The sequence below is a fragment of the Erythrobacter sp. SG61-1L genome (genome assembly GCF_001305965.1).
Classification (GTDB): Bacteria; Pseudomonadota; Alphaproteobacteria; order Sphingomonadales; family Sphingomonadaceae; genus Andeanibacterium.
Genome location: NZ_JXQC01000003.1, coordinates 1017886 through 1032351, shown reverse-complemented (window position 1 = coordinate 1032351; position 14466 = coordinate 1017886). Strand labels below are relative to the sequence as shown.

Genomic DNA, 14466 nt, shown 5'->3' with positions numbered 1-14466 from the left:
GTCCATGGCCAGATACCGCGCAGCCCTCGCCGCGCTGACACTATCCGCTTTTACGCAAGCATCTGTCGCGCAGGCAGCTGACAGCGTTCCATGCGTAAGCGGCGCGGAGGCCGCGGCATTGTTCGTCTATGTCGTGCCGCCGACGATCGAGGCTGTGGGCAATAGCTGCGAGGGGCGCCTGAGTGCGAACGGCTTCATGGCGACCGGAAGCCGGAAGCTATCCGCTCGCTATGCAGCCTTGCAGGACGAGAACTGGCCCAAAGCCAAGCGTGCCGCACTGGCCCTGTTCACCATGGCCAATGGCAATGGGAAGCCTGCGAACACACAGTCGCAGGCCATGGGTTTCGACCCGGCCAAGATATTCCAGAACTTGCCTGACAATGTTGCCCGCCCGCTGGGCGATGCATTGATCATGCAGAAAGTGGCCGAACAGGTCCGGCCCGAGAAATGTGGCCAGATCGAACTGGTGCTGAGCGCAATGTCCCCCATCGAGCCACGTGATGCCGGCGCCCTGCTGGGCGCGGTGGCCAATCTGGTTGGGATGGAAAACCTGCGCGTGTGCAAAGTGGATTGAATATGCCTGATACTCTCCTCCCCAAATCCCTCGTCGATCTTGCTACCCGCGTGATCGAGGAAAATGCGATCGCCGGGCGCAAGGTTGCCGTGGCAGAGAGCTGCACCGGCGGGCTGGTATCTGCCGCTTTGACCGAAATTCCCGGTTCCTCAGCCGTGTTCGACCGTGGTTTCGTGACCTATTCGAACGAAGCCAAGCAGGAGATGCTTGGGGTCAAGGGCGACATCATCGAAGCCTTCGGCGCAGTCTCCATCGCCTGCGTCTACGCCATGGCGCAAGGCGCGCTTGAGCGTAGCGAGGCCGATGTGGTGGTGGCAATCAGCGGGATCGCCGGGCCGGATGGCGGCACGGAAATGAAGCCGGTGGGCACGGTCGTTTTCGCACGTGCCATACGGGGTTCGGAAGAGAAGGATGCCGAGCAGCGGATTTTCGAAGAGAAGGACCGCGGCGGCGTGCGCCGTCACGCCGCGCTGGTGGCTCTGGAACTGCTGCTGCCGTAAAGATCGCTGGCGCGCGCCTCGAAGGCGGCAACCATCTTATGGAACGCCCGGTCGACATATTGGCCGGCCAGTGCTTCGAAAATGCGATTCTTGAAGGTGAAATCCACGGCGAAGCGGATTTCGCAGCCGCCATCTTCGGTAGGTGCAAAGGTCCAGCGATTGTCGAGATCGCGCATCGGCCCGTCGACATAGATCACTTCGATGGACTTCGGCCGATCCTTCAGCACGCGCGAAGTGAACTTTTCGCGCAGCGCCTTGAAGCCTACCAGCAGGTCCGCCACCATCTCGCTTTCGCTGTCGGATTTGACGCGCACGCCCACCACCCATGGCAGGAATTCGCCATAGCGGGCGACATCCGCCACCAGGTCGAACATCTGTTCAACGCTGTAAGGCATACGCTTCGTTTCACGGATTGAGGGCATCAGGCCTTCGCCGGTTTCGCCTTGGCCAGCTTTGCTTCGCGCGCGGCGCGCATCTGGGCGAAATCGTCCCCTGCGTGATAGCTGGAACGGGTAAGCGGAGTGGCCGCCACCTGCAGGAAGCCCTTGGCCCGCGCAATCGCGCCATAGGCATCGAAGGTCTGCGGAGTGACGAATTCCTCTACCTTCGCGTGCTTCGGCGTGGGCTGCAGATACTGGCCCATGGTGATGAAATCGACATCGGCGCTGCGCATGTCGTCCATCACCTGATGTACTTCCAGGCGCTGTTCGCCAAGGCCCAGCATGATCCCGCTCTTGGTGAAGATCAGCGGATCGTGGCGTTTCACTTCTTCCAGCAGGCGCAGGGAGGCGTAATAGCGCGCGCCCGGCCGGATCGTGGGATAAAGCCGCGGCACGGTTTCCAGATTGTGGTTGTAGACGTCCGGCCCGGCGGCGCAGATCGCTTCCACTGCCTCACGCATCTTGCCGCGGAAATCGGGCGTGAGAATTTCAATAGTCGTGTTCGGCGTCGTGCGGCGCAGGGCTTCGATCACCTTCACGAACTGCCCCGCCCCACCATCGGGCAGATCGTCGCGATCCACTGATGTGATGACGATATGTTCAAGGCCCATCTTCGCGGCGGCCACCGCCACGTTCTCAGGCTCCATCGGATCGACCTTGCGCGGCATGCCCGTCTTCACGTTGCAGAAGGCGCAGGCCCGAGTGCAGACATCGCCCAGGATCATCACCGTGGCGTGCTTCTTGGTCCAGCATTCACCGATATTGGGGCAGGCCGCTTCCTCGCACACCGTATTCAGCCCAAGGGTGCGCATCAGATCACGCGTTTCTTGATAGCCTTTGCTGACCGGGGCCTTCACCCTGATCCAGTCTGGCTTGCGCGGGCGTTCCTGCTTCGGCGTCGAGGAGAGGTCATTCATGCGGCCCATCTAGGCCCGAGGGTTGCAAGCCGCAAGCGCAGGCGGCATGGCAATTTCATGACCGCGCCCGAATCCCCCGAACTCGACGCTCTCATTGCCGGCTATCGGCGTTTTCGTGAGGGCCGCTGGCATCCGCAACATGATCGCTGGGCGCAATTGCGCGAAGGGCAAAGCCCGAAGGTGATGATCATCGCCTGTTCGGACAGCCGTGTCGATCCGGCGCAGGTGTTCGATGTCGATCCCGGCGAAGTGTTCGTGGTCCGCAATGTGGCCGCGATGGTCCCGCCTTTTGAGACGACACCGGGCCATCACGGTGTTTCGGCCGCGCTGGAATTTGCGGTGCAGGTGCTCAAGGTCCGCGAAATTCTCGTGATGGGCCATGGCATGTGCGGGGGCTGCAAGGCCGCGCTGACACAGGAATTGCACGGAACCGAACCCGGACAGGGCGGCTTTATTGCGGACTGGATCGCTATGCTGGACCATGTGCGCGACCCCATCGTCGCCCAATACGGCACGGAAGGTCGCCCCGCTGAACGCGCGATGGAACAGGCCGGCGTCAAGGTGAGCCTTGCCAACCTGCGCACGTTCCCCTGCGTGCAGCACAAGGAAGCCAAGGGCGAACTGGTGCTGCGCGGCGGGTTCTTCGCAATTTCCGACGGCGTGTTGCACCTGCTCGATGAGGCAAGCGGCGAGTTCCATCCCGCCATCTAGCTTGCACGCATGGCGCCAGACTGCGACAGATGTTCTATGTCTGAAGCCTTGCTCAAGAACATCGCCCTGCTGATCGACGCGGATAATGCGAGCCACCATGGGATAGACCCGGTGCTTACCGTTCTGGCGGAACTGGGGCAGGTCAATATCCGCCGCGCCTATGGCAATTGGGCCAAACCAGCCCTGTCCAACTGGAACCGGATCACGCATCGATACGGCATCAGCCCACATCAGCAATTCGATCTGACCAAGGGCAAGAACGCTACCGACATGGCAATGACCATCGATGCCATGGACCTGCTCTTTGCGGGCAAGGTCGACGGCTTCGGCATTATGAGTTCGGACAGTGACTTCACGCCGCTCGTTACGCGGCTGAGGCAGGATGGGTTGATCGTCTACGGCTTCGGCAGCGACAAGGCGCCAGAGGCATTCCGGACGGCCTGCACCCGTTATATCGAAGTGGACCAGCTGATCCGCACCACGTCGGCAGACGAGGCAAAGCCCGTTAGCAGCGCGGCCGTGGACCAGAGCCTGATCGACCTGCTCGGCGACGCATGGAAAGCCGCCAATCGCGATGAGGAAGGATTTGCCCGCTTGCAGGAAGTGGGCCAGATCGCGGGCAACCGTTCCAGCTTCGACGTGCGTAATTTTGGCTTCAAACGCCTTTCGGAGCTGTTCCGCACGATCGACAATTTCGAGCTGAAGCGCCGGGAAGATGGCCAGCTTTACGTCAAGCGCATGCGCTGACCTGCCCATAGCGAACAAAAAGAAACGGCGCGGGAAGCATCCTTCCCGCGCCGTATCGAAACCGCATCGCAGTTAGGGCGATCAGCCCTTGCTGTCGAGCCAGGCCAGCCAAAGCGTGGCGATCGGCGCGCGATTGCCGCTGACTTTGGCGAAATTGGCGCGCGCATCCGCGAACTTGCCCTGATCCGCCTGCGCAATGGCAAGACGCATCAGCACACGGTTGCTGTCCACGCCGCCCTTGGTGAGGGCAAGCTGGAACATCTTCTCAGCCGATGCGGCATCACCGAACGACTGATAAACCTCGCCAGCGTCTCTTGCCGTTTCGCCTTTGGCGTCCTTTTCCGCTTCGGCGGCAATGGCTACGACGCCCTTGCGTTCGCTGTCGGCGCGGCCCTTGGCCATCTGCAGAGCGTTATTGGTGAACTCCGCAACCGAAGCGCTGAGACCGGAGCTGGCATCGGTGGCGAGCAGGCCGCGGCTGATGGCGTCTTCAATTGCCGGAAGCACTTCGTTCGGAAGGCTGCGGGCATCGGCAGCGTCGATGTAACCGACATAGTCTGCCGTGCTGAGCAGCGAACCCGTACGATCCATCAGGCGATAGAGGTCCAGCTTTTCCTGAATCTCGAATTCATGGCTGCGCATCAGCTGGGCAATGCCCGCCTGCCAGGACTGCGGCGTCTTGCCCAGCTTGGCATAGAGGCCAGCCCAGCTCGCAACGCGTTCCGTATCGCGGATTTCCAGCGAGTGGTTCAATCCGCTTCCCGCCCATGCGAGCGGCACGTCCAGTCCGGCGGCAAGGCGTGCGTCGATGGTCTTGCGAAGATAGTCGATCCCTTCCACGTCGCGATTTGCTCGGAAGAAGCATTCGGCGGCGTAGACGGCACCGTTCACTTCGCCAGCCTGATAGGCGGCCTCGAACGCAGTCTGCGCATCGTTGAAGCGATTATGGTCGAAATAAAGCTGCCCTATCTCGAACCAGGACGAGGCGAGCTTCTCGGGCTTCAGCGCGCCGCTGTTGATCTTCGTCTTCAAGCCCTTGGCTGAAAGATCAATGTCGCCAGTGAAGCTTCCGAGGAAGGTCTGGAATTCGCCGATCATGAACTTCTCGTCCGGCCCTTCAGCCTGAGCAGCCAGCGATTCGAGGGCTGCCCGAGCCGCGCTTGTCCGGCCCTGAAGCGAGCGACCAGCGGCCTGATAGGCCGCTTCGGCAGAGCTGAACTCCGCCTCGGTCTTGGCAGCAGTCAGCTGCTTGCTTGCCGCAACCAGTGCGGCGATGTCTGTAGCGTTATCCGGGCTGTTGCGTGCGGCGTTAAGCTGCTCCGAAACGGGCTGGGCAGCCTTGGCGAACTTCTTCGAATATTGCGGAGTTTCCGACTGTGCGTGCGCGGGCGCAGAAAACCCGGCCACAGTACCGCCGACGGCTGCAATCGCCAATGCGATGCCGGATACAAATCCCTTGCCGATGCTCGCACGATTGGAGCTGCGCGCGGGATGGGACACACGAAACATCAATCTCTCTCCTGACAGGAAATGAATGGCGGGAGGATTCCCCGCCTCACTGGCGCTTGGCGCTACTGCCGTGTTGCTCACCATAATGCAATCCGCTGCTAGGCATGGCGCGGTGAACCGGGTTTGAACGCGCGATTGGCTGCGCAGGTTCCGATGTGTGGATAAAACAGGCTCGCGCGCCGGATTGAAGCCCCTTTTGCTGGCGAAACGAGGCGCTATGGCCTAGTGCTTCAGTGCATTAGCCCAAAACGATAACAACAAGCGAAGAACGCAGTTGAGCGACACCACCGATATCATTGAGCCGGGCTTGCCGGCCGAGGAATTTCCCCGCGTCGACATCGTCGACGAGATGAAGACGAGCTATCTCGATTACGCGATGAGCGTGATCGTCAGCCGCGCGCTGCCTGACGTGCGCGACGGGCTCAAGCCGGTTCATCGTCGCATCCTCTACGCCGCCCAGGAAGGCGGCTATGTCGCTGGGCGGCCCTATCGCAAATCGGCCAACATCGTTGGCGACGTGATGGGTAAATATCACCCGCATGGCGACAGCGCGATCTACGATGCGCTTGCCCGCATGGTGCAGCCCTGGTCGCTGCGCGTTCCGCTGATCGACGGCCAGGGCAATTTCGGATCGATGGATCCCGATCCGCCGGCCGCGATGCGTTACACGGAATCGCGCCTCGCCCGTGTGGCCAATGCCCTGCTCGACGATCTCGACAAGGACACTGTCGATTTCACGCCGAACTACGACGCCTCGCGTAATGAGCCGACCGTCCTGCCTGCGCGCTTCCCCAACATGCTGGTCAACGGTGCGGGCGGTATCGCCGTCGGCATGGCCACCAACATTCCGCCGCATAATCTGGGCGAAGTGATCGATGGCTGCCTCGCCTTCATCGAAAACCCCCGGATCACCAGTGAAGAACTGTTCGAGATCATTCCGGGGCCGGACTTCCCGACCTCGCCGCTGATCCTCGGTTCCGCGGGCTCGCGCGCAGCCTACACAACCGGTCGCGGTTCGATCCTGATGCGCTGCCGCCACGAGATCGAGGAAGGCCGAGGCGACCGGCGATCCATCGTGCTCACCTCCATTCCCTATCAGGTCGGCAAGGCCGGTCTGGTGGAGAAGATCGCGGAGGCCGCGAAGGACAAGCGGGTCGAAGGCATTTCCGACATCCGCGATGAGTCCAACCGCGACGGTGTGCGCGTGGTGGTAGACCTCAAGCGCGACGCCACGCCCGACGTGGTTCTGAACCAGCTGTGGCGGCATACGCCCGCACAGGCCAGCTTCCCGGCCAATATGCTGGCGATCCGCAATGGGCGCCCGGAAGTGATGACGCTGCGCGACATCATCCAGGCCTTCATTACTTTCCGCGAGGAAGTGATTACCCGCCGCACCAAGTTCGAATTGAACAAGGCGCGCGAACGGGCGCATATCTTGCTCGGTCTCGTGGTTGCGGTCAGCAACATGGACGAGGTCGTGGCGATCATCCGCGGTTCGTCCAATCCGGCGGAGGCTCGCCAGCGCCTGCTCGCCCGCGCATGGCCTATCGGCGACATCGCCCAGTATATCCGCTTGGTAGAAGCGATCGAGCCGACGCTGGAGCAGGATAGCGGCACCTACAATCTCTCCGAGACACAGGTTCGCGCCATCCTCGACCTGCGCCTGCACCGCCTGACGGCTCTTGGCCGTGACGAGATTGGCGACGAGCTGAAAGAGCTCGCCGTCAAGATCGAGGAATATCTCACGATCCTGGGTGACCGTGCGCGCCTCTACGAAGTGATGCGCGAAGAACTTGTCGAGATCCGCGAGCTTTACGCGACCCCTCGCCTAACACAGATCGCTCCGGCGTGGGACGGAATCGAGGATGAAGACCTGATCGAGCGGGACGACATGGTCGTCACCGTAACGCTCGATGGCTATATCAAGCGCACTTCGCTTTCCACCTTCCGCGCGCAGAATCGCGGCGGGAAAGGCCGAGCCGGCATGTCCACCAAGGACGAGGATGCCGTCAGTGCGATGTTCGTCACCAGCACCCATAATCCGGTGCTGTTCTTCTCAACCGCCGGCAAGGTCTATCGCCTCAAGGTGTGGAAGCTTCCCGAGGGTGGCCCCGCCACGCGCGGCCGGCCGATCGTCAATATGCTGCCGGCACTGGAAGATGGCGAAACCATCGCAACGGTGTTGCCGCTTCCTGAAGACGAGGCAAGCTGGGGCGCACTCAGCGTCGTCTTCGCGACGGCCAAGGGCAATGTCCGCCGCAATTCCATGGACGCTTTCGCCAACGTGCCGAGTAACGGCAAGTTCGCCATGCGTTTCGAGGATGGATCGGAAGACCGTCTGATCGGCGTTGCCCTGCTGGATTCCGGCGATGACGTGCTGCTTGCCACTCGTGAGGGCAAGGCCATCCGCTTTGCTGCTGACGAGGTGCGCGAATTCACGAGCCGCACCTCCACCGGCGTGCGCGGCATGACGTTGAAGGGCGAGGACGAAGTCGTCTCGCTCTCCATCCTTCACCGCGTCGGCACTTTGCCGGAAGAGCGTGAGGAATATCTGCGCTACGCCCCGTGGAAGGCCGAGAAGGAAGGCGAGCCGTCCATGACGGCGGAACGCTTTACCGAACTGACCGAGCGAGAGCAGTTCATCCTCACCGTCTGCGCCAATGGCTATGGCAAGCTCAGTTCCGCCTATGAATACCGCCGCACCGGCCGCGGCGGACAGGGCATTACCAATATCGACAATATCAAGCGCAATGGCCCGGTCGTGGCCAGCTTCAGCGCCACGCAGGCCGATCAGCTCATGCTGGTGACCGATCAGGCCAAGCTGATCCGTATCGGGCTGGAGAGCCTGCGCGTTATCGGCCGTGCCAGCGCCGGCGTGCGCCTGTTCGATGTTGCCGGGAACGAGCAGATCGTCAGCGCGGTCCGTCTCGACGAACAGGAAGCCGATGGCGAGGAAGAGGCTGCTGAAACCGAAGCTGCCGAAACCACCGCCACACCCGAGGCCGGAGATACTCCCTCCGCGGAGTAATCCGGCCTATTCCGGCGCGTAGCACACGGCTTCCAGGTTGATCCCATCGGGATCGAACACGAAAGCCGCGTAATAATTGGGCGAATAATGCTCGCGCACCCCCGGCGCACCGTTATCGGTGCCGCCGGCGGCCAGCGCCGCCGCGTGGAAGGCGCGCACCATCTCCCGGCTCTCTGCCTCAAGTGCGACGTGATAGCCCCGCCCCGGCGGGATATTGTCGCCAACCCAAAGCACGGGTTTGCCATGCGGCCCATAGCCAAGCCAAGTGCCGCCCGAATGCGTCACATCCGGCCCGGTCTCCATGATCAGGCTGTATCCCAGCGGCCGGAGCGCCTGATCGTAGAACGCCCGGGCGCGGGAAATATCGGAAACGGCGAGTCCAATGTGGTCGAGCATGGAATTCTCCCGTTCGCAGCGGTCCCGCGACTTTAACGGCTACTGACCAGCTTCAGTTCCGGATCGCGTTTGCGCAAGGTCTGGATCACGCCAACCGCGATCAGGAACTGGCCCAGATAATATGTGGGCCAAATGAAGACATGGGGAATGTCACTATTCGCCAGCGGCCCCATCTCAGCGAAGATCAGCAGGTCTGAAATCACAAATAGCACCGCGCCTGCTCCGACTCGATAGCGCGGAAAGGTGCTCATCCACGCACTGGCGGCCATGCCACCCAGAGCCAGCGCATATAGCGCCACCTGAATCGCCCCCGCCCGGTCAGCGGGAAGGCAATAGGCAATCACCGGGGTAAGGATCAGGATACAGGCCGCCAGTGCCTTCTGGCTTGGGCTGGTCTCGTCGCGGCGATGCCGCAGGTAGAGCGTGATCGCGAAAATATGCGCCGCGAAGAACAGCAAGGCGCCGATCTGCAGATCGTATTCGATCCCAATGTCGCCCATAGCACCAAGACCCATCACCCAGGTCAACAGCCGGGCATCCTTGCCGGCGTGGCGCATATAGGCATAGATCGCCAGCAGCCCAACCGAAGCACCTTTGAGCGCAACCGCCAGCATTTCCGGTATTTCCGCATCGCGCAGATAGAAATAGGCAGCAGCCGAAGCGATGCTTGCCAGCAGGAACGGCCGTTTCTCGTAAAGAGCATGGCGGGACATGCGGAAATCTCCTCGCCGCACGCTTGGCCTTGAACTTGCCCGAGCGCAAGCAGTAGGGCGCAACACCATGGCGCATGACGTACACATTATCGGCGGCGGCCTCGCGGGAAGCGAAGCGGCCTGGCAACTTGCACGGCGCGGGGCGAAGGTCCGCCTTTCGGAAATGCGGGGCAGCGGCAGCATGACCCCGGCCCACCAGGGCGATGGGCTGGCGGAACTCGTCTGCTCCAACAGCTTCCGCTCGGACGATGACGAGAAGAACGCCGTGGGCCTGTTGCACCACGAAATGCGGCGGCTCGATTCCCTCGTCATGCGGGCGGGAGAAGTGGCCCGCGTGCCGGCCGGCTCTGCCATGGCAGTGGACCGCGATGTGTTTTCGGCCGAGGTCGAACGTGAATTGCGCGCCCTGCCCAACGTAGAGATCCATCGCGAGCGGATTGACTCTCTACCCGATGCGGGCCTGACCATCGTCGCTACCGGGCCGCTGACCGCCGCCACGCTCGCCGAAAGCATCGGCCGCGCGACAGGCGCCGACAGCCTCGCCTTCTTCGATGCCATTGCCCCGATCGTTCATCGCGACAGCATCGACATGGAAATCTGCTGGATGGCATCCCGCTGGGACAAGGGTGAGACGAAAGACTACATCAACTGCCCCATGACGAAGGAGCAGTACCTGGCTTTCCATCAGGGCCTGCTCGATGGGGAAAAGACTTCCTTCAAGGAATGGGAGGCTGACACTCCCTATTTCGATGGCTGCATGCCGATAGAAGTCATGGCGGAACGTGGCGTTGAAACTCTCCGTTTCGGGCCAATGAAGCCGGTCGGGCTGGACGATCCGCGCAGTGCCACACCCGAATTTCCCAAGGGCCGCTGGCCCTATGCCGTGGTGCAACTGCGGCAGGACAACAAGCTGGGGACGCTCTGGAACATGGTCGGTTTCCAGACCAAGCTGAAACATGCCGAGCAAGTGCGGCTGTTCCGCACGATTCCGGGGCTGGAGAATGCCGAATTCGCCCGGCTTGGGGGGCTGCATCGCAACACTTTCCTGAATTCTCCCATCCTGCTGGACCGGCAGTTGCGCCTGAAAGGGGCTGAACATATCCGCTTTGCCGGACAGATCACCGGCTGCGAAGGCTATGTGGAAAGCAGCGCCGTGGGCCTTCTTGCGGGCATCATGGCTGCGGAAGAACTGGCAGGCCGCCACTGGACTGCACCGCCCCGCACCAGCGCCATGGGCGCCCTGCTCTCCCACATTACCGGCGATGCAGAAGCGGAGCACTTCCAGCCCATGAACGTCAATTTCGGCCTGTTTCCGCCGCTCCACGATGTACGCAAGAAGGAACGCAAGGAAGCCTATACCGCGCGCGCCAAGGCTGACTTCGGTGAGTGGATAGCCGGCAATCTCACCGTTCCGGCGTGATCGGGGCACAGATCGACCCGGACGTCGCATTTATACAATCTGGATTCCGGACCCTGAATTAGCGGGCAGTGCGTTGGGTCGCTGCACATATTCAGAGCAATCACTTTCGCGAGGCGTGCTTCGCGAACTGACAAGGAACCCAACCCGTGAAACTTCTCCTTATCGGCGCGCTCTGCTGCGCCGCAAGTACACCAGCATTCGCCCAAACGGCGAATTTCAGCGGCCCCTATGTCGGTGTCAGCGCAGGTTATGGCGTTGCTAAATCACAATCAGACGTCACTCTGTCGGACGATTGGGGCATCGAAGCCCAGGATCTGCGCGATACGGTGATCGATGGCTGGTCGACAGACCAGAGCGTCGATGGCTTCGCCTATGGTGGCCAGCTTGGTTATAATGCCCAACTCGGCGGTAACTTCGTGATCGGTGCGGAAGCCTCCTTCCAGTTTCTGGAAGGCGATAAAACCTATTTCCGCACAGTGACTTACAGCCCGTCGCTCAATTACAATTTGGCCAATAGCGTCGACTTGAAGAACCTGTTCGCACTCAAGGGCAAGCTGGGCTTCGCGACCGGCTCCACCCTCATCTATGCCACGGGTGGCTGGGCCACTTCCAAGGCCGACCTTGGGGCATCTGTTCATTCAAACGGCAATTACGCAAAGGCTGGCGGCTCGTCCGACTGGCTGGACGGCTATGTTGTCGGCGGCGGTGTCGAACACAAGTTCACCCCGCATATCTCCGCAAGGCTCGAGTATAATTACTCGGACCTTGGCGATGTGACCTATGACACGGAATATCTGCAAGGCAGCAGTTTTGCACCTCCGGGCGCGCTTTACAGCGAGACCGTGACGCAGGATCTGCGCATGCACACGGTGAGCCTCGGCGTGAATTACCACTTCTGAGTGTGATGTGGCGCCTGCTGTTTGAAACGGCAGGCGTCGTCGCTCAGCACTTGCAGGCGGGCTTCTTCGGCGCGGGCTTGGGCGCGGTGGCGGCGAATTCGCGCTGGGTCAGTTCCCCGTCGCCATCCTTGTCTGCACCTTCGAAGCGGTCGACCGTAGTCACGGCCCATTCCTCGAAAGTGAGCAGATTATTGCCGTCCTTGTCGAGCTTCCTAAAGCCATCGGTTCGCGTGGACAGCATTTCAGCGCGGCTGATGCGCTGATCCCGATTCCGATCATAACGGAAGAAGCGCTGCTGTTCCTTCGTCAACTCGCTCGCTTCGGGCGGAGTTGGCCCGCGCATTCCGCTGACATCGGCTGAAGGCAATGCCATCGGGTCCGCCGCAAGCGTTTCGGACGAAGGCGGCGGTGCACCCTTTTCCACTTCGGCCCGGCCCTGCCACCAGAAAAGGCCCAACGCGACAAGCGCCAGTGCCCCCACTGCCCCCAGCACAATGCGGTTCATGCCCGTTCCCCCTGCGACCCTTACGACGACAATAGGCTAACGCCCGATCAGGCCCAAACGGATCGCCGCAAGTGCGCTCCCCGGGCCATCCAGCAGCGGCACACCATCCCTGGCAATGCTCCGACGTGCAAGGCCGTCCAGCACGGCCAGGCTGCGGAGCGACCTGGGCAAGGTGATGGCCCGATCCCGCTCGGCCCCGGCCAGCGCAAGAACCTGCGCGCGCTCATCCGGGTCGCTGAATTTCGCAGCAAGGTCTGCGAGTGCAAAACGGCGCCCGGCGCGGAAGGCATCGTCCACGACATCGGCGTTCCCGCCAAGGCGCGCGAGAGCGGCAAATCCGGCAGCCCTTCCCGCCGCAATCCGCTCGACCGATGCGATATCCATCAATTCGGAAAGCAGCCCTTCCCAACCGTCGACAACGGATTGAAGAGCGGGTTCCTCACCCTCGAACAGCGCAAGTGCGGCGGCCAGCTCATCGGAATTTTCCCGTTTGCTCACGGGCAGCGCCAGTTGGTCACGCCACCAGGCGAGGCGCATCTGGGCCATGATCGGTTCGCTCGCCAGCCTGACGGCTTGTGCAAGGCGGGCTTCCAGTGCGAACAGCACCAGCGTAACAGGCTTCATCCGGCTTGGCGCATAGGCCAAGGCGAGCCTCTGAGGCGCGGAGAGCGTTTCGATCAGGCTTTGCGACATGCAGCTGCGGTTCGCGCAAAGCGCCCGCCATGGCAAGCCATGGCGGGCATCAATCGCTTAACGGTAGCAAACCTTCTTCACTGCCTCGACGATGCGCGGAGCATCGATCAGCGCCATCTTTTCCAGATTGGCAGCGTAAGGCAGCGGCACGTCTTCGTCGCAAACGCGCAGGACGGGGGCATCGAGATGGTCGAAACCATCCTCCATGCAGATCGCCTGGATTTCCGAAGCGATGGAGCACTGTGGCCAGCCTTCTTCGGCTACGACAAGGCGGTTGGTCTTGGCGAGGCTCGCCAGCACCGTTTCCTTGTCGAGCGGGCGCAGGGTGCGAAGGTCGATCACTTCCGCGTCGATGCCTTCTTCCGCCAGCTTGTCCGCCGCTTCCAACGCGAGGCCGACGCCGATCGAGTAGGATACGATCGTCACGTCCTTGCCTTCGCGCATGATCCGCGCCTTGCCGATGGGCAGGACGTGATCGTCAAGCTGGGCGAGTTCGTAGCTGCGGCCGTAGAGCAGCTCGTTTTCGAGGAACACCACCGGATCGTCGCAACGGATGGCTGCCTTGAGCAGGCCCTTCGCATCGGACGAATCATAGGGCGCGATCACGATCAGACCCGGCACTGCGGAATACCACGGTGCGTAGTTCTGGCTGTGCTGTGCGCCAACGCGGCTGGCCGCGCCGTTCGGGCCACGGAACACGACCGGGCAGCGCATCTGGCCACCCGACATGTAATTGGTCTTCGCGGCCGAATTGATGATGTGGTCAATCGCCTGCATCGCGAAGTTGAAGGTCATGAATTCCACGACCGGACGCAGGCCGCCCATGGCTGCACCGGTGCCGATACCAGCGAAGCCATATTCGGTGATCGGCGTATCGATCACGCGCTTCGGCCCGAATTCCTCGAGCAGGCCTTGCGTTACCTTGTAGGCGCCCTGATATTCGGCGACTTCCTCGCCCATCACGAACACGCGGTCGTCGCGGCGCATTTCTTCGGCCATGGCGTCGCGCAGAGCTTCGCGCACGGTGACGGAGATCATGTTGGTGCCTGCCGGGATTTCCGGATCGCTTGCGCGTGGGGCGGCGACAGGCTTCGCGGCCTTGGCGACAGATGCTTCAGCCGGGGCTTCCGCGGCAGCAGCAGCCGGAGCCGGGGAAGCGGAAACTTCCTCGCCCTCGCCTGCGATCAGCGCGATCACTGTGCCGACCTTCACATTCTCGGTGCCTTCGGGAACCAGGATCGAGCCGACCGTGCCCTCGTCGACAGCTTCGAATTCCATCGTCGCCTTGTCGGTTTCGATTTCGGCCAGAATGTCACCGGCGCGCACTTCGTCGCCTTCCTTGACCAGCCACTTGGCCAGCGTGCCTTCCTCCATGGTGGGTGAAAGGGCGGGCATCTTGAGTTCGATCGCCATC

The 14466-nt window shown here is 61.8% G+C and carries 15 protein-coding genes; 7 read left to right on the top strand and 8 right to left on the bottom strand.

Going from position 1 to position 14466, the window contains the following annotated elements:
- The first annotated feature begins 4 nt into the window (after nucleotides 1-4).
- Both SZ64_RS05315 and SZ64_RS05310 read left to right on the top strand, forming a co-directional pair.
- Nucleotides 5-574 carry a hypothetical protein gene (locus tag SZ64_RS05315; RefSeq protein ID WP_156313534.1) on the top strand — a complete coding sequence of 190 codons (570 nt, stop codon included), beginning with the start codon at nucleotides 5-7 and terminating at the stop codon, nucleotides 572-574.
- A gap of 2 nt (nucleotides 575-576) precedes the next feature.
- Entirely contained in the window at nucleotides 577-1074 is a 498-nt protein-coding gene (locus SZ64_RS05310; RefSeq protein ID WP_054529865.1) for a CinA family protein, read from the top strand.
- Here SZ64_RS05310 and SZ64_RS05305 read toward each other — a convergent pair.
- Nucleotides 1035-1496: a type II toxin-antitoxin system RatA family toxin gene (locus SZ64_RS05305; RefSeq protein ID WP_054529864.1), complete on the bottom strand. Its 462-nt coding sequence runs from the start codon at nucleotides 1494-1496 to the stop codon at nucleotides 1035-1037. The two genes, SZ64_RS05310 and SZ64_RS05305, sit on opposite strands and share 40 nt — an antisense overlap.
- Complete coding sequence (gene lipA / locus SZ64_RS05300) at nucleotides 1496-2431, bottom strand: lipoyl synthase (protein WP_054532100.1); 936 nt, start codon at nucleotides 2429-2431, stop codon at nucleotides 1496-1498. Before lipA ends, SZ64_RS05305 begins: the two co-directional genes overlap by 1 nt.
- 57 nt (nucleotides 2432-2488) lie before the next feature.
- On the opposite strand from lipA, the gene SZ64_RS05295 reads away from it, so the two are divergent.
- Together SZ64_RS05295 and SZ64_RS05290 are read left to right on the top strand one after the other, a co-directional pair.
- Nucleotides 2489-3142 (top strand): carbonic anhydrase, encoded by a 654-nt coding sequence (locus SZ64_RS05295; RefSeq protein ID WP_054529863.1) that lies wholly within the window; start codon nucleotides 2489-2491, stop codon nucleotides 3140-3142.
- 36 nt (nucleotides 3143-3178) lie between these two features.
- A complete protein-coding gene (locus SZ64_RS05290) occupies nucleotides 3179-3889 on the top strand; it encodes an NYN domain-containing protein (RefSeq protein ID WP_054529862.1) in 711 nt (236 codons plus the stop codon).
- 81 nt (nucleotides 3890-3970) lie between these two features.
- Here the strand turns inward: SZ64_RS05290 and SZ64_RS05285 are convergent, their stop codons facing one another.
- The gene (locus SZ64_RS05285) at nucleotides 3971-5398 is read right to left on the bottom strand and encodes a hypothetical protein (RefSeq protein ID WP_054529861.1); all 1428 of its coding nucleotides are present in this window, start codon (nucleotides 5396-5398) and stop codon (nucleotides 3971-3973) included.
- A gap of 274 nt (nucleotides 5399-5672) precedes the next feature.
- Here SZ64_RS05285 and gyrA point away from each other — a divergent pair, with 274 nt between their 5' ends.
- Nucleotides 5673-8426: a DNA gyrase subunit A gene (gyrA, locus tag SZ64_RS05280; protein WP_054529860.1), complete on the top strand. Its 2754-nt coding sequence runs from the start codon at nucleotides 5673-5675 to the stop codon at nucleotides 8424-8426.
- 6 nt (nucleotides 8427-8432) lie between these two features.
- Here the strand turns inward: gyrA and SZ64_RS05275 are convergent, their stop codons facing one another.
- Entirely contained in the window at nucleotides 8433-8822 is a 390-nt protein-coding gene (locus tag SZ64_RS05275) for a VOC family protein (protein WP_054529859.1), read from the bottom strand.
- 32 nt (nucleotides 8823-8854) lie between these two features.
- Complete coding sequence (locus SZ64_RS05270) at nucleotides 8855-9535, bottom strand: lysoplasmalogenase (protein ID WP_054529858.1); 681 nt, start codon at nucleotides 9533-9535, stop codon at nucleotides 8855-8857.
- A gap of 67 nt (nucleotides 9536-9602) precedes the next feature.
- On the opposite strand from SZ64_RS05270, the gene trmFO reads away from it, so the two are divergent.
- Nucleotides 9603-10955, top strand: a complete 1353-nt coding sequence (gene trmFO, locus SZ64_RS05265; protein WP_054529857.1) for a methylenetetrahydrofolate--tRNA-(uracil(54)-C(5))-methyltransferase (FADH(2)-oxidizing) TrmFO — start codon at nucleotides 9603-9605, stop codon at nucleotides 10953-10955.
- A 146-nt stretch (nucleotides 10956-11101) separates the two neighbouring features.
- Nucleotides 11102-11854: an outer membrane beta-barrel protein gene (locus SZ64_RS05260; protein ID WP_054529856.1), complete on the top strand. Its 753-nt coding sequence runs from the start codon at nucleotides 11102-11104 to the stop codon at nucleotides 11852-11854.
- A 43-nt stretch (nucleotides 11855-11897) separates the two neighbouring features.
- Here SZ64_RS05260 and SZ64_RS05255 read toward each other — a convergent pair whose 3' ends face one another.
- Genes SZ64_RS05255 through SZ64_RS05245 form a run of 3 tightly spaced genes read right to left on the bottom strand, consistent with a single transcriptional unit; the run spans nucleotide 11898 to nucleotide 14465 of the window.
- Nucleotides 11898-12359: an EF-hand domain-containing protein gene (locus tag SZ64_RS05255; protein WP_054529855.1), complete on the bottom strand. Its 462-nt coding sequence runs from the start codon at nucleotides 12357-12359 to the stop codon at nucleotides 11898-11900.
- A gap of 36 nt (nucleotides 12360-12395) precedes the next feature.
- Nucleotides 12396-13052 (bottom strand): hypothetical protein, encoded by a 657-nt coding sequence (locus tag SZ64_RS05250; protein ID WP_054529854.1) that lies wholly within the window; start codon nucleotides 13050-13052, stop codon nucleotides 12396-12398.
- A 57-nt stretch (nucleotides 13053-13109) separates the two neighbouring features.
- Entirely contained in the window at nucleotides 13110-14465 is a 1356-nt protein-coding gene (locus SZ64_RS05245; RefSeq protein ID WP_054529853.1) for a pyruvate dehydrogenase complex E1 component subunit beta, read from the bottom strand.
- Nucleotide 14466 lies beyond the last annotated feature (1 nt).

Excerpts from the sequence above, each read along its gene's own strand:
- SZ64_RS05315 (WP_156313534.1), top strand. The coding sequence starts at position 5 with ATGGCCAGATACCGCGCAGCCCTCGCCGCGCTGACACTATCCGCTTTT.
- SZ64_RS05310 (WP_054529865.1), top strand. The coding sequence starts at position 577 with ATGCCTGATACTCTCCTCCCCAAATCCCTCGTCGATCTTGCTACCCGC.
- SZ64_RS05305 (WP_054529864.1), bottom strand. The coding sequence starts at position 1,496 with ATGCCCTCAATCCGTGAAACGAAGCGTATGCCTTACAGCGTTGAACAG.
- lipA (WP_054532100.1), bottom strand. The coding sequence starts at position 2,431 with ATGAATGACCTCTCCTCGACGCCGAAGCAGGAACGCCCGCGCAAGCCA.
- SZ64_RS05295 (WP_054529863.1), top strand. The coding sequence starts at position 2,489 with ATGACCGCGCCCGAATCCCCCGAACTCGACGCTCTCATTGCCGGCTAT.
- SZ64_RS05290 (WP_054529862.1), top strand. The coding sequence starts at position 3,179 with ATGTCTGAAGCCTTGCTCAAGAACATCGCCCTGCTGATCGACGCGGAT.
- SZ64_RS05285 (WP_054529861.1), bottom strand. The coding sequence starts at position 5,398 with ATGTTTCGTGTGTCCCATCCCGCGCGCAGCTCCAATCGTGCGAGCATC.
- SZ64_RS05275 (WP_054529859.1), bottom strand. The coding sequence starts at position 8,822 with ATGCTCGACCACATTGGACTCGCCGTTTCCGATATTTCCCGCGCCCGG.
- SZ64_RS05270 (WP_054529858.1), bottom strand. The coding sequence starts at position 9,535 with ATGTCCCGCCATGCTCTTTACGAGAAACGGCCGTTCCTGCTGGCAAGC.
- trmFO (WP_054529857.1), top strand. The coding sequence starts at position 9,603 with ATGGCGCATGACGTACACATTATCGGCGGCGGCCTCGCGGGAAGCGAA.
- SZ64_RS05255 (WP_054529855.1), bottom strand. The coding sequence starts at position 12,359 with ATGAACCGCATTGTGCTGGGGGCAGTGGGGGCACTGGCGCTTGTCGCG.
- SZ64_RS05250 (WP_054529854.1), bottom strand. The coding sequence starts at position 13,052 with ATGTCGCAAAGCCTGATCGAAACGCTCTCCGCGCCTCAGAGGCTCGCC.
- SZ64_RS05245 (WP_054529853.1), bottom strand. The coding sequence starts at position 14,465 with ATGGCGATCGAACTCAAGATGCCCGCCCTTTCACCCACCATGGAGGAA.